The organism is Noviherbaspirillum sp., assembly GCF_035944575.1.
Lineage (GTDB): Bacteria > Pseudomonadota > Gammaproteobacteria > Burkholderiales > Burkholderiaceae_D > Noviherbaspirillum.
Genome location: NZ_DASZBA010000186.1, coordinates 18,050 through 40,312, shown reverse-complemented (window position 1 = coordinate 40,312; position 22,263 = coordinate 18,050). Strand labels below are relative to the sequence as shown.

The 22,263-nt window shown below is 60.2% G+C and carries 26 protein-coding genes; 11 read left to right on the top strand and 15 right to left on the bottom strand.

What is annotated here, in order from left to right; all coding sequences use genetic code 11:
- The first annotated feature begins 53 nt into the window (after positions 1-53).
- Both VGU61_RS13960 and VGU61_RS13955 read left to right on the top strand, forming a co-directional pair.
- Complete coding sequence (locus VGU61_RS13960) at positions 54-470, top strand: secondary thiamine-phosphate synthase enzyme YjbQ (RefSeq protein WP_414691638.1); 417 nt, start codon at positions 54-56, stop codon at positions 468-470.
- A 247-nt stretch (positions 471-717) separates the two neighbouring features.
- Positions 718-1,377, top strand: a complete 660-nt coding sequence (locus tag VGU61_RS13955) for a hypothetical protein (protein ID WP_326859751.1) — start codon at positions 718-720, stop codon at positions 1,375-1,377.
- Positions 1,378-1,760: 383 nt separating this feature from the next.
- Here VGU61_RS13955 and VGU61_RS13950 read toward each other — a convergent pair whose 3' ends face one another.
- Positions 1,761-2,942, bottom strand: a complete 1,182-nt coding sequence (locus VGU61_RS13950; protein ID WP_326859750.1) for a GGDEF domain-containing protein — start codon at positions 2,940-2,942, stop codon at positions 1,761-1,763.
- 296 nt (positions 2,943-3,238) lie between these two features.
- On the opposite strand from VGU61_RS13950, the gene VGU61_RS13945 reads away from it, so the two are divergent.
- A complete protein-coding gene (locus VGU61_RS13945) occupies positions 3,239-4,186 on the top strand; it encodes a dihydrodipicolinate synthase family protein (protein WP_326859749.1) in 948 nt (315 codons plus the stop codon).
- 52 nt (positions 4,187-4,238) lie between these two features.
- Positions 4,239-4,778 (top strand): lactoylglutathione lyase, encoded by a 540-nt coding sequence (gene gloA / locus VGU61_RS13940; RefSeq protein ID WP_326859748.1) that lies wholly within the window; start codon positions 4,239-4,241, stop codon positions 4,776-4,778.
- A gap of 38 nt (positions 4,779-4,816) precedes the next feature.
- Here the strand turns inward: gloA and VGU61_RS13935 are convergent, their stop codons facing one another.
- The 3 genes from VGU61_RS13935 to VGU61_RS13925 form a co-directional block, all read right to left on the bottom strand.
- Positions 4,817-5,359, bottom strand: a complete 543-nt coding sequence (locus VGU61_RS13935) for a hypothetical protein (protein ID WP_326859747.1) — start codon at positions 5,357-5,359, stop codon at positions 4,817-4,819.
- A 317-nt stretch (positions 5,360-5,676) separates the two neighbouring features.
- Positions 5,677-5,838: a hypothetical protein gene (locus VGU61_RS13930; protein ID WP_326859746.1), complete on the bottom strand. Its 162-nt coding sequence runs from the start codon at positions 5,836-5,838 to the stop codon at positions 5,677-5,679.
- Positions 5,839-5,880: 42 nt separating this feature from the next.
- Positions 5,881-6,645 (bottom strand): metallophosphoesterase family protein, encoded by a 765-nt coding sequence (locus VGU61_RS13925; protein WP_326859745.1) that lies wholly within the window; start codon positions 6,643-6,645, stop codon positions 5,881-5,883.
- Positions 6,646-6,808: 163 nt separating this feature from the next.
- Between VGU61_RS13925 and VGU61_RS13920 the strand changes: the two genes are divergently transcribed.
- Positions 6,809-7,630 carry a nucleotidyltransferase gene (locus VGU61_RS13920; protein WP_326859744.1) on the top strand — a complete coding sequence of 274 codons (822 nt, stop codon included), beginning with the start codon at positions 6,809-6,811 and terminating at the stop codon, positions 7,628-7,630.
- Positions 7,631-7,728: 98 nt separating this feature from the next.
- On the top strand, positions 7,729-8,664 hold the full coding sequence (locus VGU61_RS13915; RefSeq protein WP_326859743.1) for an MYG1 family protein: 936 nt from the start codon (positions 7,729-7,731) through the stop codon (positions 8,662-8,664).
- A 179-nt stretch (positions 8,665-8,843) separates the two neighbouring features.
- Here the strand turns inward: VGU61_RS13915 and VGU61_RS13910 are convergent, their stop codons facing one another.
- Positions 8,844-9,197, bottom strand: coding sequence for a hypothetical protein (locus VGU61_RS13910; protein WP_326859742.1), 354 nt, complete (start codon positions 9,195-9,197; stop codon positions 8,844-8,846).
- Positions 9,198-9,372: 175 nt separating this feature from the next.
- Between VGU61_RS13910 and VGU61_RS13905 the strand changes: the two genes are divergently transcribed.
- The 3 genes from VGU61_RS13905 (at position 9,373) to VGU61_RS13895 (ending at position 11,404) form a co-directional block, all read left to right on the top strand.
- Positions 9,373-10,014, top strand: a complete 642-nt coding sequence (locus tag VGU61_RS13905) for a glutathione S-transferase family protein (protein ID WP_326859753.1) — start codon at positions 9,373-9,375, stop codon at positions 10,012-10,014.
- A 48-nt stretch (positions 10,015-10,062) separates the two neighbouring features.
- Positions 10,063-10,686: a hypothetical protein gene (locus VGU61_RS13900; RefSeq protein WP_326859741.1), complete on the top strand. Its 624-nt coding sequence runs from the start codon at positions 10,063-10,065 to the stop codon at positions 10,684-10,686.
- Positions 10,687-10,864: 178 nt separating this feature from the next.
- Positions 10,865-11,404: a DUF2231 domain-containing protein gene (locus VGU61_RS13895; protein ID WP_326859740.1), complete on the top strand. Its 540-nt coding sequence runs from the start codon at positions 10,865-10,867 to the stop codon at positions 11,402-11,404.
- Between the two features lie 37 nt (positions 11,405-11,441).
- Here VGU61_RS13895 and VGU61_RS13890 read toward each other — a convergent pair whose 3' ends face one another.
- From VGU61_RS13890 to VGU61_RS13845, 10 genes are all read right to left on the bottom strand, one after another.
- On the bottom strand, positions 11,442-12,170 hold the full coding sequence (locus VGU61_RS13890) for an SGNH/GDSL hydrolase family protein (RefSeq protein WP_326859739.1): 729 nt from the start codon (positions 12,168-12,170) through the stop codon (positions 11,442-11,444).
- 355 nt (positions 12,171-12,525) lie between these two features.
- A complete protein-coding gene (locus VGU61_RS13885) occupies positions 12,526-12,855 on the bottom strand; it encodes a hypothetical protein (RefSeq protein ID WP_326859738.1) in 330 nt (109 codons plus the stop codon).
- 40 nt (positions 12,856-12,895) lie between these two features.
- On the bottom strand, positions 12,896-14,140 hold the full coding sequence (locus tag VGU61_RS13880) for a b-glycosidase (RefSeq protein WP_326859737.1): 1,245 nt from the start codon (positions 14,138-14,140) through the stop codon (positions 12,896-12,898).
- 155 nt (positions 14,141-14,295) lie between these two features.
- Complete coding sequence (locus tag VGU61_RS13875; RefSeq protein ID WP_326859736.1) at positions 14,296-15,798, bottom strand: DegQ family serine endoprotease; 1,503 nt, start codon at positions 15,796-15,798, stop codon at positions 14,296-14,298.
- A gap of 162 nt (positions 15,799-15,960) precedes the next feature.
- Complete coding sequence (locus tag VGU61_RS13870) at positions 15,961-17,253, bottom strand: ATP-binding protein (RefSeq protein ID WP_326859735.1); 1,293 nt, start codon at positions 17,251-17,253, stop codon at positions 15,961-15,963.
- Complete coding sequence (locus VGU61_RS13865) at positions 17,250-17,918, bottom strand: response regulator transcription factor (RefSeq protein ID WP_326859734.1); 669 nt, start codon at positions 17,916-17,918, stop codon at positions 17,250-17,252. The genes VGU61_RS13870 and VGU61_RS13865 overlap by 4 nt, the downstream gene beginning before the upstream one ends.
- Before the next feature lie 319 nt (positions 17,919-18,237).
- Positions 18,238-18,960, bottom strand: coding sequence for an SRPBCC family protein (locus VGU61_RS13860; protein ID WP_326859733.1), 723 nt, complete (start codon positions 18,958-18,960; stop codon positions 18,238-18,240).
- A 39-nt stretch (positions 18,961-18,999) separates the two neighbouring features.
- Positions 19,000-19,248, bottom strand: coding sequence for a hypothetical protein (locus VGU61_RS13855; RefSeq protein WP_326859732.1), 249 nt, complete (start codon positions 19,246-19,248; stop codon positions 19,000-19,002).
- Between the two features lie 278 nt (positions 19,249-19,526).
- Positions 19,527-20,270 carry an outer membrane protein gene (locus VGU61_RS13850; RefSeq protein ID WP_326859731.1) on the bottom strand — a complete coding sequence of 248 codons (744 nt, stop codon included), beginning with the start codon at positions 20,268-20,270 and terminating at the stop codon, positions 19,527-19,529.
- Positions 20,271-20,413: 143 nt separating this feature from the next.
- On the bottom strand, positions 20,414-21,079 hold the full coding sequence (locus VGU61_RS13845) for a TetR/AcrR family transcriptional regulator (protein ID WP_326859730.1): 666 nt from the start codon (positions 21,077-21,079) through the stop codon (positions 20,414-20,416).
- An 85-nt stretch (positions 21,080-21,164) separates the two neighbouring features.
- On the opposite strand from VGU61_RS13845, the gene VGU61_RS13840 reads away from it, so the two are divergent.
- Positions 21,165-21,611, top strand: coding sequence for an SgcJ/EcaC family oxidoreductase (locus tag VGU61_RS13840; RefSeq protein WP_326859729.1), 447 nt, complete (start codon positions 21,165-21,167; stop codon positions 21,609-21,611).
- A 39-nt stretch (positions 21,612-21,650) separates the two neighbouring features.
- On the top strand, positions 21,651-22,142 hold the full coding sequence (locus VGU61_RS13835; RefSeq protein WP_326859728.1) for a VOC family protein: 492 nt from the start codon (positions 21,651-21,653) through the stop codon (positions 22,140-22,142).
- The last annotated feature ends 121 nt before the right edge of the window (positions 22,143-22,263 follow it).

Below are 22,263 nucleotides of genomic sequence, written 5' to 3'. Positions count from 1 at the left end.
GGCCACAAGCCGGCTGGCTGAGTAACGCATCTGCCCTGAACGACACCAGCCAGATGAACCGCCAATCGTCCCTCGAATTCTCGACGCCCGGCCGCGGGACAAGCGACATCACCGACGCGGTGGCACGGGTAGTTGCCGAGTCCGGTGTGCAGACCGGACTCGTCCACGTCTTCGTCCAGCACACCAGCTGCTCGCTGACGATCACCGAGAATGCAGATCCGGATGTGCGGCGCGATCTCGACACCATCCTCGGGCGACTTGCGCCGGACGGCGACCCGGCCTACCGGCATGACCTGGAAGGCCCGGATGACATGGCGGCGCATGCACGCAGCGTGCTGACCGATACCGGCGTCACCATTCCCATCGGGAGAGGACGTTTGCTGCTCGGGACATGGCAGGGGATATTTCTTTGGGAACACCGTACTGATGCGCAGGTGCGCCACGTGATTGTGACGGTGCTGGGCGACTGAGCGCATGTGCAGCGCCTTCGTTCGGCGGTGCCGTTCCAGCAGCATGCCGGTCCGCCCGGGAACTTTCTGCGCCCGATTGCCACGCATGCAGGCCCCAGCGTTGCCGCAAGCAGAATTGCGCTGAAACCATCGGCCGCATAGCCGATGATTCGATCAACCCCGTCCAATTGCAGATGCCATGTTTTCCAGACTATCCAGTGGCCAGGCCGCCGCGCATACTTCCCTTTTTCGACAAGCGGCGTGCTCGATGGCACCGGCAGTCGCGCATCATCGCAGCGTGGCAACGCCGGACGTGCAACCAGGCGGTACACCACATGAGAACGAAGCACAGGTGAAGCATGATCGTGGCCGCTTCATGCACATGCTGGCACGACTGACCCCGCGACATTCCCCTGTGGCATACCCTACTCCCACCCCGTTCGCCGCACGGCATACGTCGACGAGGAGCAAGATTACCGTGGTCGATGCATTGCCCGAAGGCAGTGCGACGCGGCTGGTGGGCTATCACGGCGCGACCAGGAAAAGCTTCGACGGGATGGCGGCGCACGGTGTCGATTTCAGCCGCACCGGGGAAAACACCGGCGGCGAGTCGCTGGCCGGCCCGGGCCTGTATGTATCAAGCCACCATGGAATTGCCGATGCCTTCGCCCACCTCGCTTCCGGTCGCCACGCATTCGCCGAAGGTTTCGAGCCCGAAGTCGCCGCCGTCCATCTTGCACAACCGGCCGATGCGCTGGTGGAAGTGCCTGGTCCGACCGAGGCCGAATGCGAGGATGTCGAAGGGTATCGCGCTTCGGTAAGTGGCGCGCATCAATTAAATATCGATTCGCTGCAAACGGTGATTACGCAGCATGCTGCCGAGAGCGACGACGTCAACTACTACCTTGTGCGACGCACCGGGGAATGACCTGCGGAGACTGGACCGGGATCCCGCCGCTGCGTCTCAGATCACACCGAACAGCAGGAGCAGCAGCAGTGTCAGCACCAGAGAGACGACAATCGATCCGAGACAACCCAGCTTGCTGGAAAAGAAGAAAAACATGCGCCTGCCTTTTGCGTAAAATGGTGCTGTCGCAAGCCCGCCATCGGCGCCATGAAGCGCAGCCAATCATGCACGGCCGGTCCGGACCATCCTGCCCGCAGCTGCTCGGTCAGCAACCATCAAGTTATGTTTCTGTTATTTGTTGACGGCCTGCAGGCGAATTAGTTCGGGGGCCGGACGATAGGCATGACGTGCATCCATGCCGTTGAGACAAGTACGGCACGCCGGCGGCAGGCACAGGTCTGGCGTCAGGCAGTCTTTGCCCGATCGTCCAGCACGATTGAGGGGGAGCCTTCGACAACCACCCGATTTCGTCCCATGGCCTTTGCCTTGTACAAGGCTTCGTCGGCGCGTATCAAGAGGGATTCCAGGGAGTCGCCTTCACGGTATGTGGCGATGCCGATGCTGCAGGTTGCCGGTTTGCCTGCTGATCCAGGGTCGGCATTTTGCAACCCCTGCAGGCGTTCCGCCGCGGTCACTGCGCTCGACAGGTCGGTTTCCGCCATCAGGATGGCAAATTCATCGCCGCCGATGCGGGCAAGCGAGTCGATGGCGCGCAGGCTGCCGTTTGCCTTGCGTACAAAGTCGATCAACGCGTCGTCGCCAGCGGCATGTCCGTAGGTATCGTTGATGGTTTTGAGATTGTCGACATCGATCAGCAAAAGGGAAAGAGGTCGCTGTGTGCGTTCGGCGCGCGCGATCTCGCGGTCGCTGATGTCATGAAAGGCGCGCCGTGACCAGGCACCGGTAAGAAAGTCACGGTTGGCCGCATGCTGGGCATGCGCAACCACGGCCCGATGGGCGATCAATAGACCGCCGAGCGTCAGCACTGGCAAGGTGAATGCGCCGACGGCAAAAAAGAACAGATTCCAGCCGTTCGGTTCCAGTAACGATTTAGGCGCGTCAGCGCTCAGGAATTGCCGCGCCCCGCGATACAGGTGCCCGATGCCGATGATCGTGCACATGAACAGCACGAATCCCAGCGGATACCCGGAGGATTTCCATTCGTCCTTCGTGGTGAGGATTGTCTGGGCAATGGCCAGCGCCACCGCCGACTGAAACACCGATACGACGACGGTTCGCCATGCAAACGAGTTGTAGCCGACATGAAAAACGGCAATCAGTATCGTCAGCAGGGTGACAGAGGCTGCGGCAAGAGATATGGACACCGGGCGGCCCAGGAGGCGGCGATAGCCGATCAACACTGCCATGGACGACGCACCGTACAAGGTGTTTGCGCCTTCGTAGGCAAAAATCGCCGGGAGTTCCTTGCCGAATGCGTACAGGACGTATGCGCACAGACCGAGCACGTTGGCCAGAAGCAGCTCATTGATGCCGCGAACCCTGTTCTCTTTCGCGGAATACAGCACGAGAAACATGATAAAGCACAGCAGCGCCGCAATCAGCAATGTCTGTTTCGCGCCCAGCATATCAATCACTTGCCAACATAAGATGGATCGAAGGAATCGTGTTTCCCGAATGAAACGTAGGTTATCACGAACGCCGATTTCCACACTAACTGAAAAGGCATTCCTGCACCGGCACCGGATTTGCAGCGCGTGGCACACCGGCATGCGTTGCGGAAGTGTCGCGAAGGCGCATCAGACCGGATTCCGCGATCGGCTGTAAACTGGCCGCCATTGTCCTGCCCTATTCATCCGGAAGTCGAAACCAAGCTGCGCCTTGCGGGTCCCATATCTGCCCCTACCGATAAAGAGAGATGCCGATGAACAAACTAGATGCCAGCGCCAAAGGGGTTTATCTGATCGCGGTCACGCCATTTACCGACAGCGGTGCGCTCGATCTCGACAGCACCGACCGCATGGTGGATTTTTACCTGGACCGGGGCGCCACCGGCCTGACCATCCTCGGTATTCTCGGCGAGGCGACGAAACTGACCGCGGAAGAGTCGCGCGCGTTCACCCGCCAGGTGCTGCGGCGCGTGAACGGACAGGTGCCGGTGGTCGTCGGCGCTTCGTCAGCAGGATTTGCGTCGATGCAGGAACTGACCCGGAGCGTGATGGACATGGGTGCGTCAGGCGTGATGATCGCGCCTGCCGCGTCGGTTCGCACGGACGACCAGATCCTTGCCTACTTCGACATGGTGAACGAGACGCTGGGCGCCGGCGTGCCATGGGTGCTGCAGGACCATCCGGTGTCCACCGGCGTGCAGATGTCGGCGCCGGTGGAACTGAAAATCATCCGGAACTCGCCCGGCTGCGTGATGCTCAAGCATGAAGACAGTCCCGGTCTGGCGAAGTTGTCGGCCATCCGCGCGGCAAGCGAGCGCGGGGAGGTGCGGCGGGTGTCCATCCTGACCGGCAATGGCGGCGGCCTGTTCCTGCCGGAAGAACTGACGCGCGGCGCCGATGGCGCCATGACCGGATTCGCATATCCCGAGATGATGGTGGACGTATGCAAGGCGCACGCCGCCGGTGACATCGAGAAAGCGCACGATGTATTCGACGCCTATCTCCCGCTTGCCCGCTATGAACAGCAAGCCGGCGTCGGACTTGCGGTACGCAAGCATTTGCTGAAGGAACGCGGCGCGATCGCCTCGGCAATGGTGCGCAAGCCGGGACCGAAACTGTCCGCCGCGGATCTGGCCGACATCGAGCGGCTGACAAGGCGTCAGGCAACGCGGCTGGCAGAGATCGGCGCAACAGGCAAATGACCGTAGCGCCGCCTTGGCAGGCGGCAAGCTTCTTCATTACGAGGATATTTACATGGCGTTCACCACCGAGATGCACCCCGGCGTCGAAGCAAACCCGCCGGCGAACACCCAGGGCTTCACATTGAATCATTCCATGCTGCGGGTGAAGGATCCTGCAGTGTCGCTGGCCTTCTATACGAAGATCATGGGCATGCGCTTATTGCGCAAGCTGGATTTTCCGGAAATGAAGTTTTCCCTGTACTTCCTTGCCCGGCTGGCGGAAGGCGAGACAGTGCCGGAGGATGAAGCTGAGCGGACTTCATGGACGTTCAGCCAGCGCGGCATCCTGGAGCTGACACATAACTGGGGCACCGAAGACGATTCCGGATTCAAGTACCACGATGGCAATGCACAGCCGCAGGGCTTCGGCCATATCTGCTTTTCGGTGCCTGACCTTGCCGCTGCGGTGCGCTGGTTCGACGACAACAATGTCGCTTATGTGAAGCGGCCGGAACAGGGAAAGATGAAGGATGTCGCCTTCATCAAGGATCCGGACGGATACTGGATCGAGATCGTGCAGCCTGCGCTGCTCGGCGGGCTGGGCCGGGCGTAGCGAAGCGGATTGATTCAACACGTCCAGCTGATGCCGCCTCAGGGGTTTTGACCTGCGGCCTCTGCGTGCCCGTGCGGTGCAGGCATGTAATCTTCCAGTATTTGCGGCGCCAGGTTCCAGAAGGCGACCGGTTCCATTTCTTCTTGCGGCGCATTCTCCAGTCCGGCTTCCGGCATGACATGCGGCGCGTGGCGTGGCAGCCGGGCCAACAGCTTTGCGGCGGCGATCGTGCCGAACAAGCCGAGGCCGGCGGCGATCGCACATCCGACACCTGTACCTAGCGCTGCATCGAATGCGCGAGGGTCGTTTCCGGCCTTGCTTGCCTTGGCAAGTTGAATGACGGCTGCGGTACCCGTCGCCACCACTTCCGTAGTGCAAACGGCTGTCATCGCCAACGCCAGCTTTTCCCGCCTGGCCCAGTGACTGCGATAACGCGGCGCCGCGATGGCACCTGCCGCCGGCGCATCCGCCTGTTCCTGTCCGACATGCGGCTGTCCAACGGGCTGCGGCACTGCGGGGCCGGCCACATGTCCTGCAGCGGCTAGCGGCAATCCGTGATCGATATTTATCCTTACGTCCATGCTGCTCCTTTTCTGATTGCTCGATGCATCCCGAAGCGAGCCGTCGTTAAACGATGCTGCCGTTGACACGGCAAGACCTGCATCTTCGGGACCGCGATGAGTGGAGGTGGACGGCTGTTTGGTTCCGGCTACGCATCACAATATCCAACTGCCTGAATTGGGGCTCATTGGCAAGGCTAGTCACCCGGCATCACGCTGCCATCGCCATTGCTCGATCTCAGCCGCATGCAGCGCAAGGAACTCATGCAGTCGCTTGAATCGCCGCCTGGTCTGCCAATCAAATACGCATTTGACGATGGGTTCGAGCAGCCATCTCGTCATCGGCGAACCGGCATGGACGTGTAGATATAGATCAGCACCGAGCGCCGGGCATCCACCGGTGTATGCTTCATCGACGCTGTCCAATGCGAAAAAGGAAATGCGTTGCCGATCATCGTCGCGGCAGCGATGCGCGGCGGGTCATAGGAGACGCACGGCATGACCGATTTTGCAACGCCGGAACTACCAAATTACAACTTCGCCTAATGCGCCCGTTCAAGCTGCTCGTCAGCCGAGACCGATAACTCGAGAATATGAAACGGCGGCCTGTCGGGAAACGTCCGCTGCAGCAGGGGCTTGGCAACGTTGTAAACAGGGATGTTGTTCGCTGTCTTTCCCTCCGGATAGCCGCGATGCGCATGGCCATGGAAAACGGCCGTTACCGGGTAGCGGATGAGCGGATCTTCCAGCCGGCTGGTACCGAGGAAGGGAAAAATCTCCGGCGGCTCGCCCTGTACCGTGCCGACGATGGGCGAGTAATGCAGCAGCGCAATGCGCTGGGCGGTACGCAGCTTCGCCAGCGCGGATTCCAGCTTCAGCGCTTCCTGTATTGCTTCATTGACGAACTGCTTGATGGGTCCTTCACCCCATGGCCCGAGTGCACCACGGCCGTAGCCGCCGGCAAATCCTTTCACTCCCGCAATGCCAACACCATGTATTTCACAAGCCTCGCCATCGAGCACCTTGACGCCCGCGGCGGTCAGAATGCGGCTGACCTCTTCAGGTGTACCGGATTCGAAATCATGGTTACCGAGCACCGCGACGATCGGAATCCTGACGACCGACAGCTCTTCGGCAAGGATGTGCGTTTCTTCCGCCAGTCCATAGTCGGTCAGGTCGCCGCACAATAGCAGTGCATCGGCGGATTCGCTGGCTTGGGCAAACAAAGAGCGGAGCGATCCGGTCGATTCCTTGGTGCAATGGAGGTCGCCAACAGCGGCAAAGCGAATTTTTTCTTGCGAAGACACGTTGCGCTCCTTTGTTGTGTCAGTTGTTTGAAATCACAACAGGCAATCATGTACCGATGCCAGAATTGAGCATCGTTGATCTGCTGTTGCTTCTTTCATACTGACAGCAATCCGATGGCATAAGTTTTGCTGATTTTGGGTATTACTTCGGACAAGGGCGAGTATGCAAACGACCATATCGAATCAGGAGCACGATATTGATCCGGACACGATGGATTTCTATCGGCGCGTGCTGGAAACATTGAACGAGTCCGGAATGCCGTTTCTCGTCGGCGGCGCGTATGCGTTCAACCATTACACCGGCGTGAACCGGCAGACCAGGGATCTCGATCTGTTCATCTGCCGCCGCGACTACGAGCGGATCAGCCAGGTGCTGTTGCCCGCCGGATTCGAGACCGAACTGACTTTTCCGCACTGGCTGGGAAAAATACGTTTCCGCGATACCTACATCGACCTGATCTTCAGTTCAGGCAACGCCATCGCGGAAGTGGACGATGCGTGGTTCGATCATGCGATCGATGCGGAAGTAATGGGCATCCCGACGAAGTTTTGCCCTGTCGAAGAAATGATCTGGTCCAAGGCTTTCATCATGGAAAGGGAGCGATTCGACGGTGCCGATGTCATTCACCTTTTATTGACGCGCGCCGAGGAAATGGATTGGCAGCGCCTGCTGGACCGTTTCGAACCGCACTGGCGGATATTGCTGAGCCATTTTATTCTCTTCGGTTTTATCTACCCTGCCCACCGCAACCTGATTCCGACATGGATCATGGATAACCTGCTCGAACGCCTGGAGCATGAAGTACATACCGATCCTCCGGAAACCGATATCTGCCAGGGCACGCTTCTTTCACGTGAACAGTACCTCACCGACATACACCAGCAGGGATTGAAGGACGGACGCATCATGCCCTTCGGCAACATGACGCCCAAGGATACCAAGAGATGGACCGATGCAATCGCGGGTGATCATGACCCGAACTGAATGCGATCATGGTCTGCGGCGCGACCGGAACCAGCATGCTCCGGCCAAGCGCCCTGCTCTTCAACCCGGTGCCACCCCATCTCTTATCCTGCTTGCCAATGCTGATTGCAACTCACTCCGGAAAATTTCACGCCGATGACGTCTGGGCCGTGACGGTGCTGGACATCGTCTTTCCCGGCTGCGACCTGATCCGTACCCGCGACCCGGAAAAAATCCGTGCAGCCGATTTCGCGGTCGACGTCGGCGGCATCTGGGACCCGCAAACCGGCCGATTCGATCATCATCAAAAAGGCTTCGATGGCGCACGGCTTTCGGGCGTGGTGTATGCCAGTGCCGGCCTCGTATGGAAGGAGCACGGCGCGCGCTGCGTGGAAATCATTGCCCGGGCGAAGACCGGATATGACATACCACCGGAGCAGGCGCGCGAGATTGCCTATGCGATCGACAACGACCTGGTGCAGTATCTCGACATGGCCGATACCGGCGCGGCGCGGAATGCGCCGGGCGGCTATGGCTTGTCGGCGGTCGTGTCCGGTTTCAATCCCACCTGGATCGACGAACAGCAGGCCGGCGACGTAGCAGCCGCCGATGCGCTTCGCCTGGAACGTTTTCGCCGCGCAATGGATTTCATGGCCGACATCATTGCGAATGCCGTGGCATATCGCGTCGGCAGCATGCACGCGGTGGAATTGGTGCGGCAGTCGGAACGTCTGGAGGACGGACAGATCCTGCTACTGAAGAACGGCGCAATGCCATGGTCGACGGTGGTACGCCGGGAAATGCCGAAGGTGCTGTTCGTCATCGGCTATCACCTCGGGGAACAGCGCTACATGATCAATACCGTGCCGGCGAATACCGAGAACTTCGAAGCCCGCAAAGATTTGCCCGCAGCCTGGGCTGGCTTGAGGGACGCGGATCTCGCGGCCGTCACCGGCGTGGCCGACGCGGTGTTCTGCCACAACGGCCGCTTCATTGCCGCGGCCAAGTCCTTCGACGGCATCATGGCAATGGCACGCCAGGCACTGGCGGCATGATCCTTATCCGCGCCGCTTCAGACCACCTCTGATTCCTGCGAGCGAAGTGAACCACTGCGCCGGGTTGTCACACCGGCAGCGGGTTCAATGCCTTTTCGAAGCGTTTGCTGGATTCAATGGAATCGCTCAACAGGCTTTCAACATCGATGGCCACATCGCCTTCCGGCCGGCTATCCATATCACGGCTGTTCCCGGATGTGCGGGCCTTCCACATAGCGCTGCAGGTCGTCCCCGAGCTTTTTCAGCTCTTCCTTCAACGCCATGGCCGCAACCGGATCTCCCGGCCGCTCCTGCTTTTTTTCCGGTTCGTTCCTCAGGCGAATATAGTCGAGCGTGGCAACCGGGTCCGCCTTCTTGCAGTCAGCGGCTTTCAGCCTGCTGAAAAAATTGATGATGCGTTGCCGATGGCGGCCAATGGCGGCCGGCTGCTCTGCTGGCGGTGATGCCGGCACGGCTGTTGGAATATCGAGGGATGGATTGACGGTGTAAGCAGTGCGCGCGCACGGCGTGGAAGAACCGGGCTGGGAATTCATTCAACTGCCTTTCTTTTGATGGATGGATGCACGCTGCGATGGAATGCAGCGTGCTCCTATGTGGCAGCAGGATGGAATTTGTCCTTAGAATATGTATGCATTTCGATCATCGGAAACCGGATAAAGTTGACCGGACGCTGGATAACAGCTATTTCCGCACTTAAAAGGAGGGGCAATCATGCAAGACAAACGCGTTACCTTCTATCACTCTCCCAATACCCGCTCGACCGCCACGCTGGTGCTGCTCGATGAACTCGGCGCCGATTACGAATTGAAAGTACTCAACATGAAGGCCGGCGAGAATCGCGCGCCCGAGTATCTCGCCATCAACCCGATGGGCAAGGTGCCGGCGATCGTGCATGGCGATGCGCTCGTCACCGAGCAGGCCGCGATCTTCATCTACCTTGCCGACCTGTATCCGCAGGCCGGGCTTGCACCGGCTATCGGCGATCCGCTGCGCGGCCCGTATCTGCGGTGGATGGTGTATTACGGTTCCTGCTTCGAACCGGCGGTTGTCGACCGTGCCATGCAACGCGAACCTGCACCAGCTTCCACCAGTCCCTACGGCGACTTCGACACGGTGCTCAACACCCTCATCGCGCAGCTGGGCAAAGGACCTTACTTGCTCGGCGAAAAATTTTCCGCGGCGGATGTGCTGTGGGGCATGGCGCTGACCTGGACCACCATGTTCAAACTGGTGCCGGAACTGCCGGAGATAAAAGCCTATATGGACCGCGTCAACGCCCGTCCCTCCGTCGGAAAGATGCGTGCGAAGGATGCCGAATTCGCGGCGGCGCAAGCTCAAGGCGCAGCTTGACTGAACGTTTTCGGAGAATGTGCGCCCAATCGTGATTTGGGAGGCAACATGGCGCAACATCATCCTGACGAAATAAACCGCCTGATCACTGAATTCATGGATATGCAGGAAGCCTGGAACCAGGATCAGGAACGCTTCGACTGGGGCGCACTGGAAGCGCTCGCCCAACGCGGCGCGCATGCCTATAACGAAGGCACGGGCCCCTCCTTCCCTTCGCTTGCTCTCGACGGCATGCGGCATAGCGAGTTGCACGAACGCTTTCTCGCCTCTCTGCTGCAGGCTGGATTCGATCCCTTCAAAACCACCTCCACCGGCGATGCTGTTGATGCGGTACCCGTCATCGATCATGCAAGCCTGGCGGAAGCGGCGGAAACGAATCCCACCTCGGCAAGGATGCGTGCAACCCTGATGGATCTGGCGCGCGAGCGTTTCGAGCCGCTTGCAAGGGACGTCGAGTCCGGGCAGGACCCCTCGTCATTGCCGCTGTATGAAGTCGTTAAAGCCTGTGCCGAATCGGTACCCGATGAATTGATGCGGCGCATCGCGCCGGAATTGGCCAGTCGCGACGACTCCGGAAACGGCCTTGAGGAAGACGCGCCCCAGCGTCCTGGTGACGGATTCCTGAGTTCTGCCGAAGCACAAGTGGAGAACCGGTTGCCGCCTGTAGGTTGATACGCATGCCGATTGCGACCGTGCCTTGATCAGCCTGGCCCGGTGCTTTGGATGCGCCGCAGCAGATTTCCTGCGGCATGCATCGAGTTGTTCCCCCTTGTGCGCAAAAGCTGTTGTCAAATGGGGAACTTTTACGCCAGGCAGGTCGCCTATCAGTATTTAATCACTGGAGATCGCCATGCCCAAATCCACCCTCGCCGGTCATCCGCTGCACCCGATGGTCATCGTCGTTCCGGCCGCCCTGATTCCTTTCGGCTTCGTACTGGATGCGATGTATCGCTCGACCGGCAAAGAGTCCTACTCAAATGCTGCTTACTATAGTTTGGTGGGTGGATTGGCCGGCGGTGTTGCAGCCGGCATAACGGGCGCGATGGACTACCTCACCATCGAATCGGAAACCGATATCAAGCGTACCGCCAACGTCCACGCGAGCCTGAACGGCGCCGCACTGGTGTTGACGGCGGTGAACGTGCTCAGCCGCCGGAACCAGCCGGATCATCAGGGGGGATCGCTCGCCCTGTCCGCCCTGTCGGCACTGGGTGTGGCGGTATCGGGATGGTTCGGCGCGCGCATGGTGTACGAACAGGGAATGCGGGTGGAAGGCGTGAGCCCGGTGGCGCATGCGCCGGAGGTAAAGCCGCCGCTGGATGACGCGATCCATGATGCCCTGATGGCCCAGGAGAAAATCGCGCCGGTATCAGGGCCGGTGCTGCAATGATGAGATAGGCAAAGATATGGCACCTGGTCGGCGCGCGTCATCCTGCGACGACCTGCGCTCCCCGCCGTGTGCCGACCGGCTCGGTCACGGCCTTCACGATTGCCCTGGCGATCTTTTCCCCGCCGACGCTTGATGGCTCTATCGGATTGGCATAATCCTCCGGACTGGTGCATATCTGCCGCAACTCGATCGTCTTGAGTTGCTTCTCTACGCCAACGCGAATAATGGCATCGTCGAATCCGGCGATGGCGACGTTCACGCGTTGCTGATAGGCAGGATCCGGAAAGCGTCCGTTATAGATGGTGCAGATGACCAGAGGCAGCGACGGTTTCATGCAGGCGGCAATCGCCTTGCGGTAAGCGGCTTCGAATTCCTGTACCGTCCTGGCAAACAGCGTGAATGCTTCCGCGCTTGATCGCACCGGCTTGTCGAGAATCTCCTGCCTCATGAGCGCATTGTTCCCGCCCACGCTGAGTACGAGATGCGTGGCGTCGGCAGGCAATCGCGCAAGTTGGGCGGGGATGCCTTCCGTCGTTGCGCCATCCACTGCCAGGAGCGTCACCTTCCAGCCGGCGGGCAGGTTGTTCTTTACTTGATCGATGACGGCGGGCTTGCCGCCGGTGTAGCTGGCGTTATCGAAAATCGAATCGCCCAGAAGAATGACATGAGGCATGGATGCAATGAGCGGCGCAGCGGCAAGCAAGGTGCCCGACTGAATCAGGAAGCGCCTGCGTAACGGACTGACCGGTTTGTCTATTGGATACATCTGGTTCAGATGACATTATTGCGCGCCGGTTCCGGCTTCCTTCTGGCCAACCCATCGTCATCGCCCGAAGTCCGGCTAAAGGGGCCGAGGCGCGATGTCCAGCCAAGTTGACCAAACACAAGTTGACGAACTTTCAATCATTTCCTCCGCCTAACAAAAGCAGCAGATATTGCCACACTAATACTGACAAACAACCGTTGATGCAAAGGGGGAGTACATGAACCAGATTATTTACATCGTTGGCCTGATCGTTGTCATTGCAGCCGTTTTGAAGTTCTTCGGCCTGTGGTGACAGACAGGAACGCCAGCACATGAGCGAAAGCGGCTTTGCACCATCGGGCCGCTTCATGCCTGATCAAAGCTGCCGCTGGCGCGCGGACTCGTCTGTCCATTTTGCGTTACGCAACGCAACGATGCGTGCACCGTGCTCCTTTGCAAGCTCCCTGGCTTCCTCGGTAAAGACCGTACCCACGACGATGATGCCGTCGGGTGCGGGCGTATCCATTCTCCGGAAGGCGCGATCGAGTTCCGGCGAGGACACCACATCCCGTTCCGCATGTGCGCAGAGGATGACGGTATATTCACCGTCCGCCTTGATGCCTTTCACCACCTCCGACCGGTAAGGCGGCGGTACGCTGTCGCGCAAGCGCGCTCCGGCCACTTTCGGCCGGATGGTTGCTTTCATTCCCATGCTCCTGCGTTCATCCTGTGCTCGTTGAACCCTGCTAATGCCAGTTCCGATCAGGCTGCGGCTTCAGCCTCCGCGCCGCATCGATCACGTCCTGCAGTTCGACCGGATCGCTGAACGGATCGGCGTCCACCTCGGTGCTGCGGTTCAATTCCTTCTGCCAGCGACGCAATTCCTCGACGTATGGCTGATGGGGTACCCGCTTCAGGTTTCCGTCGCTGTCGACAAGGTCGCAGATACCGTTGTGCAGCCATTCGCCGGTATGCCAGTCCGGCATGTCCACCGCCGGGAACAGGCAAACCCCGTGCAGGTCCATGCCCTGGTTGACCGCCGCGAGCGATTCCTGCATCACGTCCCGCAGCCACTCGGGACGGCCCTTGCCCATGCCGCTGGTTTCACCGATGACCATGGGCCGGCGATAGCGCTCCCAGATGCGCTGCAGCAGTACGCATAGCGGCTCGATGCCTTCATGCTCCGGCTCCAGCGCCGCATGCGGTCCTTGTTCACGGTACTCCATCTGGCCGAACGAGTAATTATTCGCGCCGACGATGTCGAGGATGTCGGGTGCGCCGCCCAGCTCAGGATGCTCCTTGCCGTACAGGATGTCCCAGGCAAGGAAGGTATCGACATGGGTTTCGTGCGCGGCCTCGTCGATCAGATCCGGACGGTCCGGCGGCGCCACGACCTGGACCAGCGGATCGACATGGACCATGCGGGACTCCGGCAGTATTTCGCGGATTGCCTTGACGCCGGCGATGGATGCCTTGCAAAGGGCGAGCCGCAGCGCCTCCCTGTCGGCGCGTGTCTTTCTGTAGGGCGCGATCCAGCCCCACTCGCCGCCGCTGAACGCGAAGAAGGTGATTTCATTGATGGGCGTGAAGTAGTACGGTCCGGACAGGCGCTGCGATACGTATTCCGCCGCGGCACGGCAATATCTGGCGAAGCGCTGCGTGAAGTCTTCCGAAAACGGGTCGAGACCGTCGGGATAGCCGTAGTGACACAGGTCCCAGATGGGTACTACCCTGGTTTCCCGCATCGCGGCGATCATCGGGTCGATCGATGAAAAGTCGTATCGACCGTCGTGATCCACCATCGGCCAGGGGATGCCTTCGCGCGCCACCGCGATGCCGAGACTCTGAAGTATCCGGTAATCTTCCAGCGCATGCAGGCGGTGCTGCGTCTCTTCGCAGAGGTCGCGGCGCTGGCCCTCCTTCCACAGGAAGGTCGAGCACTCGAAGCCCGAGAGAAAGAATGTGGGAAAGATGCCGGGGCGGTTTGTCATCCTGTTATGACGCCACGCCGGCGGCGTGGTTCCTGCACTGCCACCGCACCCGCATTGTTGGTGCATACGGACAATAGCGGCGCGCAAGAAACCGCAGGCACGGCGACGGTCGCCTTGCCTGCGGTTCGGGTGCGTCACTCCGTGCCGGACAACAATCAGCCGATGGTGACCGGAACGAATATTCTGGCGTCGCCCCGTTGCACCAGTATGGCGAGCTGCTTGTCCTGCTTCGCCACCACCGACTTCAGTTCGTCCACCGATTTCACCGGCGTGCCGTTCACGGCGAGGATGATGTCGCCCGCTTCGATACCGGCCTTGGCAGCCGGCCCGCTGCTGCGTTCCACCAGCACGCCGGACGCCGATGCGCCCGCGCTCTTTTCTTCCGCGGACAGCGGGCGCACTGCCAGTCCCAGCCGACCTTGCGGCACGCCCTTCTCCGCCGTATCGCCGGACGCCAGCCTGTCGTTTACCGCGCCGAGCGAGGCCGACAACTCGATCTGCTTGCCGCCGCGCCAGACGCCTAGCGTCACCTTGTCGCCGGGTTTTCCAAGCGACACCATGGCAGGCAGGTCGGTCGAGCTGGCGATCGGCCGGCCGTTGTATTGCAGGATCACGTCGCCCGGCTCCAGGCCCGCCTTGGCCGCCGCGCTGCCCGGCGCGACCGAGGATACGAGGGCGCCGTCGGGCTGCTTCAGCCTGAACGATTCCGCCAGGGTCTGATTGAGTTCCTGAATCGTCACGCCCAGCCGCGGATGCGTCACCTTGCCGGTCGATACGATCTGGTCCTTGATCTGCAGGGCGACGTTGATCGGGATCGCAAACGACACGCCCTGGTAGCCGCCGGTACGGCTGTAGATCTGTGAATTGATGCCGATCACCGCGCCGCTTGTGTCGAACAGCGGACCGCCCGAATTGCCGGGATTGACCGCGACGTCGGTCTGGATGAACGGCACGTGCCCGTCGCCCGGCAGCGAGCGCCCCTTTGCGCTCACGATGCCGGCGGTGGCGCTTTGCTCGAAGCCGAACGGCGAACCGATGGCCAGCACGTAGTCGCCGACACCAAGCTTCGCGGGATCGCCGAGATTGACCACCGGAAGATTCTCCGCATTGATCTTGAGCACGGCAACGTCGGTGACAGGGTCGCTGCCAAGCACCTTCGCCTTGTATTCGCGCCGGTCGCTCAGCTTCACGGTGACTTCATCCGCATCCTGCACGACGTGGGCGTTGGTGAGAATCATGCCGTCCTTGCTGACGATGAAACCGGAACCCTGCCCGCGCACCGGCGCGTCGCCACGCGGCATTTGACCTCCGAAGCCCGGCATGCCGCCGAACCGTTCGAAGAAGGGATGGTTTTCAGGCCCGTCGGGAATGCTCCTGCTGCTTGCCCTGGAAGTGCTTTCCGTCCTGATACCGACCACCGCCGGGCCATATTGCTCCACGATGGCGCGGTAGTTGGGTACGGCCGTCGCCGGTATCGCCGCGCCGGATGCGTTATTTGCCGATCCTGTTGTCGACGCCGTCGAAGCGCCGGATGTTCCTCCCGCCGATGCGGAAGTCTGATTGAACCACGTCGCCGGGCTCCATCCCACTGCATTCGCAGTTCCAGTGGCAATGGCGCCAGTAGCGATGAGGGCCAACGTCAGTGATTTCAGTTTCATGTCGATTTCCTTTTCCCATCAATGAGCCGATCACTCGGTACGGAGGTGAGATTAGGGACCGAAAATTAAACCAGACTTAACGCAGAGCGACGGATGCCGTTGCCGGAAAGGCATGGCAGGCGGCATGGCAATCGATGGTTGCCTTCCTTTACGCGCAAGGCGTTACCGCGAAAACATGACAACCGCCCTGAGCCCGCCGAGCGGCGAGTCGGCAAGCTCTACGCGACCGCCGTGCTGGTCGACGATGTTCCTGACGATCGACATACCGAGGCCGGTGCCGGTCTGTCCGTCGACTTCGCGACGATAGAAGCGATCGAAAACGCGCTCCCTTTCCGGTTCGGGAATGCCGGGGCCGGAATCGTCGACCGTGAGACGGATGCCCTCGCCGGACGGTGAAATCGAAACGAGCACATTGCCGCCACGCGGCGTATAGCGGATGGCGTTATCAAGCAGGTTGCGCGCCAGGATGCGCAGCGCCGGCGCATCTGCTTCGACGGTGACCTGTTCCGGTGTGTCGAGTGCAATGTCGATATCCCGTGCCTGTGCCAGGGCGAACAGATCGCCGATCACACGCCGCACCAGTTCGGCAAGATCGACGGGCAGGCGCGTGACCGCGGTATCGCTCGGATCGGTGCGCGCAGCTGCCAGCAATTGCTCGATCAGATGCGTCGCACGGTCAACACCCTGGTTGAGTTCGCTGAATGCCCGGTCGCGTTGGATCTCGTCCGGCGCCCGCTGCAGCAGTTGCAACTGCAGCTTGAGCGCGGTAAGCGGTGACCTCAGTTCATGCGCTGCGTCGGCGACGAACGCACGCTGGTTGGCCAGCGCCCGCTTGAGCTTGTCGAGCAGCATATTGAGCGAGGACACCAGCGGCGAGATTTCCGCCGGCACATCGCCGACCGACACCTGGTTCAGCGACGCGGCATCGCGCTGCCTGAGTTCCGTCGACAGGCGCGTCAGTGCCGACAGCGATTGTCCGACCAGCCACCAGATCAGGATCGCCATGACAGGGGCAAATGCCAGCAGTGGCAGCAGGCTGCGCAGGGCCGCCCTTGCGGCGAGATCGCGCCGCTGCTCGAAGGGTTGGGCCACCTGGATGACCTGGTCTTCTCCAGGCAAGGCATAGACGCGCCAGCGTCTGCCTTTCGCATCCATATTGGTAAAGCCGGGCGTCGCACGGTCCGGCACCGGGTTGCTTGGGTCCGACAGGTAGGCGATGGTTCCCCGCATGGTCCAGATCTGCACGACCACGTCGGGTCGGTCGCCCGAAGTCGACGCGGGACGCTCGGCAAAACCATGGTCGCGCAATGACAGCGCGATCTGGCGCAGTTGGTAGTCGAACAGGTCTTCGTTCTGCTTCAGCGTTTGACGATAGGTGAATGCGCCGACGACCACCGCAGTGAACATCGCGGCAAGAAGAAGATAAACCGACAGCTTGACGCGAATCGAATTCATGCGGCGTCCGGCTTGGGAATGAAGTAGCCGACACCGCGCACATTCTGGATGAATTCCGCGCCAAGCTTGCGCCGGATCGCATGGATATAGACTTCCACCGTATTGCTGCCGACCTCGTCGCCCCAGCCATACATCCTTTCCTCGAGCTGCGCCCGTGACAGGATCAGTCCCGGCCGCAGCATCAACGCTTCGACGATCGCATACTCGCGGGCCGATAGCTGGACCGGCTGGCCGTTGTGCGATACCGCCCTCGTGGCCGGGTTCAGCCGCACCCCCATTACTTCCATCTCGGGTTCGGCATGTCCGGCGCTGCGGCGCAATCCGGAGCGGATGCGCGCCGACAATTCATCGAGATCGAAGGGTTTGACCATGTAGTCGTCCGCCCCCGCATCAAGGCCCTTGATGCGGTCCTCAACATCGTCCCTGGCGGTAATAACGATCACCGGCGTATTCTTCTTCCTCGCCCGCAACTGCCGCAACACCTGCAATCCGTCCTTGCCGGGCAGACCGAGGTCGAGCAGGACGATGTCAAAATGCTCGTTCATCAATGCTGTATCGGCCAGCTGGCCGTTGCGCACCCAGTCCACCGTGTATCCGTCGTGGCGGAGCGAGGTACGGACGCTCTCGCCGATCATCGCATCGTCTTCCACTAGAAGCACACGCATGTCGATTCTCCAGGCGGGATGGATCAATGGACACACCGCATCACCCGAGCTCGAACGCCTTGCTGATGATTGGGTGACTATGTCATGCCGGCGATTTCCCGGCTGACCGGATGCCGCCGCAGGTTTGCACATGCGATGCGGTGGCCCGGATGAGACGTGATGATGCCGGGTCGATTTCTCTTGTGTAATGACGCCGGACGGCCGAGGTGGTTCCTGGATTGCAGCTTGAAAAAATCAACGCCGCCGCATGGGATGTGAGGCAGCGTTGATTTTGATTGCGGAACGGCAGGGACGCGCTACGCGCTTCCTGCAGGCATCTTCAGCGGTCGTCGGTGGAGGGTTTGCCTACCGGGTCCGACATGTCGTCCTGCTGTTGGTCATCACCGGAAGGATTTCCTGCGGCGGCCTGCGAAGATTGTCCTTCCACGCTGCCCAGCACCGCAACTTCATCCTGTCCCTGTCGACCTGCCGTATTGCCGGCCTGTCCGGTGCCTTGCGCCACGCCCAGTTCAGCCACGGCGCCGGTTTCCTGCCCTGCCTGACTGCCGGCATCGACTGCCGCGTCGCCGTCCGGACTGGTCACCTGTGCTCCACGGATTTCACCGCGCCATTCGCCGGTCTCCGATCCGCGGTTCTCGATGAACTCCTTCAGGCGCGTCAGGTTATCGGCCAGCCGCTCTGACATCTCGTTCTCGCCGCCGCCGGCGGACGATCCCGGCACCTGGTCCTGTTCCGCATCCATGGTCATCGTCACGCGGGACATGTCCGGCCCGGCCGGCTGAACCTCGATCCGTCCCGCATTTATCGGGCCGCTCATGTTATGCCAGGCAATGCACTGGTCCGGGATCTGTTCGGTGATCTCTGCATCCCATTCCATGTCCTGGTCCGCCATCTTCGCTTTCCAGTGCAGATGGGTATCATCGAGTTGCTGCACCAGTTCAACATCCCGCATGAAGCGCGGATAGTCCTCGAACTGGGTGAGCTGGTTATAAATAACATGGACCGGAAGATTGACTTCCACTGACTGCTGAATCCTGGGCATGATGCATCTCCTAGTTTCCTGGAATTCGGTACTGGCAGCTTAAACATCCGAGCTGCGTGTGCTCGAAAATGTCCCGCGTTCGAGATCGACACGCAAATCGCCATCACTTACCTGTCCGTTCTGCCTTGAATAGAGTGACAAGGCATAATCCTTCATCGCCATATCCCGGTCGTCGTCATCCATTTCCGCCCACGGTTTTCCCTGGTGGCGTGCAATCAATTCTTCAATGGAGAACTCGACCGAACTATCCACGCCTTTTCCTTTTATCGTTGCCTTGATGCCTTCCATATTCATTTTCCTTTGGTGAATGTACAGAGTGGTCGTTGGTTTGCAGTCCGCATGCGCTGCGGGCAATCAATGCATACACGATCATCCGCGGCGGTGTGTGTAGTCACGGCAATGGACTTTCTTTGCATATCCAACAGTTAAACCATTAAGAGCCGCCCCGCCATCACGCGTTCCGGCGTTGCACACTGCCGCTTTTGATAGCTATCAAAACGAACCGCACTGTCGATTGCTTGTTCCGCCTGGGAAGATGCATGAATGAAATGGATTGATCGCACGTCCTAGAAGCGATAGCTGATTCCCGCTGTCGCATGAAAGGAGCGCAGTGGCGTCTCTGCTTCGCCCTGGAAGACTCCGACCTTGGCCGTACCGCTGTTGTACTTTGTTTCCAGAAACGCGCTCACCCGTTCCGTGAACTGGTAGCCGACGCCGCCCAGCACCTGGAAGCCGAAGCCGGATGACCGATAGCCGGTTTCGTGGTACGCCCCCGCAACGGTGTTTTCGGAATGCGGGCGGTAGTAGGCAAGGCCGCCGCCGATGTAGGGTGTCAGCCTGCCGCCGGCCAGCCCGGTATCGAGCCAGCGGTATAGGCCGTTGACGCTGAGCACATTGACGCCGTGCGATATTTCGAAGCGCTGCACATACCGGTCCATCGGCGCGACGACATTCACCGGCGCACCTTGCAAGATGCCATCCACTCGCACCGCACGGCCGGTTTTCGCATACATCTTGTAGTGCGTGAAATCGAGCGCGACACCCCACGACGGCGAGGCGTCGAAGAAATGCGTGAGGCGCAAACCATAATAGGGTGCCGGCTTGAACGGATCGGCGCCCCACTCGACGTCGCGCAAGGTGATGCCGGTGCCGCGACCCGGCTGATTGATGCTCAGGTCGCTGTCACGGGTATGCGATGTCCCGGGGTAGATGGAGAATATGTTCTCCGCAAATGCAATCCTTGGAGCGAACGGCACGCTTGCTCCGGCGGCAATGATGACAATCGCCGTTTTCGCTTTTCTGCAATGCATGACCTTCTCCTGAAATCCAATCTTTCAAGATAGGACGAGTACAGCGAAGAGACAGCGGAATCGCGCGCAGGCAAGCGCATCATCAAACTTCGGAGCCTGCCAGTCATCACCAGAAAATTTTTCGCTCGATCTGGTTAATGCGGTTACAGGCCTTGTTCGACCATGTCGAGCACCCGCTGCCCGATGGCTGCGGTCTGCGCGTCGTCGAGGTGGCGCAGCGGTCCGTCAAGCACCAGAACGGCCAATCCATGAACTGCCGACCAGGCGAGGAATTCGGCGCCCTTGCGGCGTTCCGGAGAAAGCGCCCCGACCTCCGCAAGAGCGTCAAGTGCCGCCGACAGATGTTGGAATGGCGACAAACCGCTGCTTCCTGCCTTGGCCGGACTGGCCGATCCGTCGAGATTGTCAGGAACTGAAAATGCGGTACGGAACAATCCGGGCTCGGCGCGCGCGAATTTTATGTAGGCGGCACCGATGGCACGCAACCGCCCGCGCGCGGCTTTTACGCTGTCCTTCTTTTTCGGCAAGGCGGCGAGTTCATTTTCGATTGCAAGGGCGAGCTGCACCTGTGCGGCGTCGCATACCGCTTCAAGCAAGGCCTGCCGGTCGGCGAAGTGTCGGTAGGCCGCATTGGGGACAACTCCCGCCTGGCGCGTCACTTCCCGCAGGACGACCGCATCCGGTCCGCCGCCGCGTGCCAGTTCCACGCCCGCTTCCAGCAACGCTCGGTATAAATCCCCATGCCGGTAAGTACTGCGCCGTGGAGGCTGGGACTCTTCCCGCGGGTTTTCTGCTTTGAGATTTTTCATGAATTTTATTGTGGACGCCGTACACAAGCCGTACTAATATGGACACTGTACACAATATTCATTCTTCTTACCAAGGAGTAAAGCAATGAATGCCAATTCTTTCCATGTGGTTGCAGAAGCGGAAATCCGTGAACTGGTCAATGCCTGGCTGAAAGCGGCCCGGAACAGGGATGTCGAAGGCGTCGTGGCGCACTACGCCCCGGACATCGTCGCCTACGATGCCGTCTCGCAGTTGCAATTCATCGGCGTCGATGCCTACAGGAAGCACTGGGAGGCCTGCATGGCAATGTGTTCGGGGGAGATGATTTTCGACGCGCCCGAACTGCACATTACCGCCGGCGCGGATGCCGCCTTTGCGCATGGCCTCATTCGTTGCGGCGAGAAGATGGAGTCCGGCGAAGAGAAGGCATCGTGGATGCGGATGAGCGTCGGTTATCGCAAGCACGACGGCAAATGGCTGGTAGCGCACGAGCATTTCTCGGCGCCATTCGATATGGAAACCGGAAAAGCACTGTTTGAACTGCAGCCCTGAGCTGCCTACCCGATCATCAAAACGACAAGGAGATAAGAAATGACTCAAGCCCAAGTGAAGCCGGTGCCGGAAGGCATGCACACTGTCGCACCGCACCTGGTCTGTGACGGCGCGGCCGATGCGATCGAGTTTTACAAAAAGGCGTTCGGCGCGGTGGAAATCGACCGGCTGCCCGGCCCCCACGGCAAACTCGTGCATGCCATGATCCGCATCGGCGATTCGCCGATCATGCTGGTGGATGAGTTTCCGGAGTGGGGTTCATTCGGACCCAGGTCGCTCAAGGGTTCGCCGGTTACCATCCATCTCTATGTGGAGAATGCCGATGCGCTGTTCCAGCGCGCGGTCGATGCGGGCGCAAAAGTGGTGATGCCAATCAACGAAGCATTCTGGGGCGATCGCTACGGCAAGCTGGAAGACCCGTTCGGCCATCAGTGGTCAGTCGCCAAGCACGTACGTGACGTGACGCCGGAAGAAATCGCGCAGGCAATGCAGCAGCCGATGACGCAAATGTGCACCGAAGCGACAGCCTGACAACCTGTCCTTACCGGGCGGACCGGCCTTCGCCTCCGGTTCGCCGCCAACCCTGCCCTCCCCTTTCGTCCATACCCCCGCACGAATCGAAAGACTTCGCCTATCGCAGGAACGCGTCGGC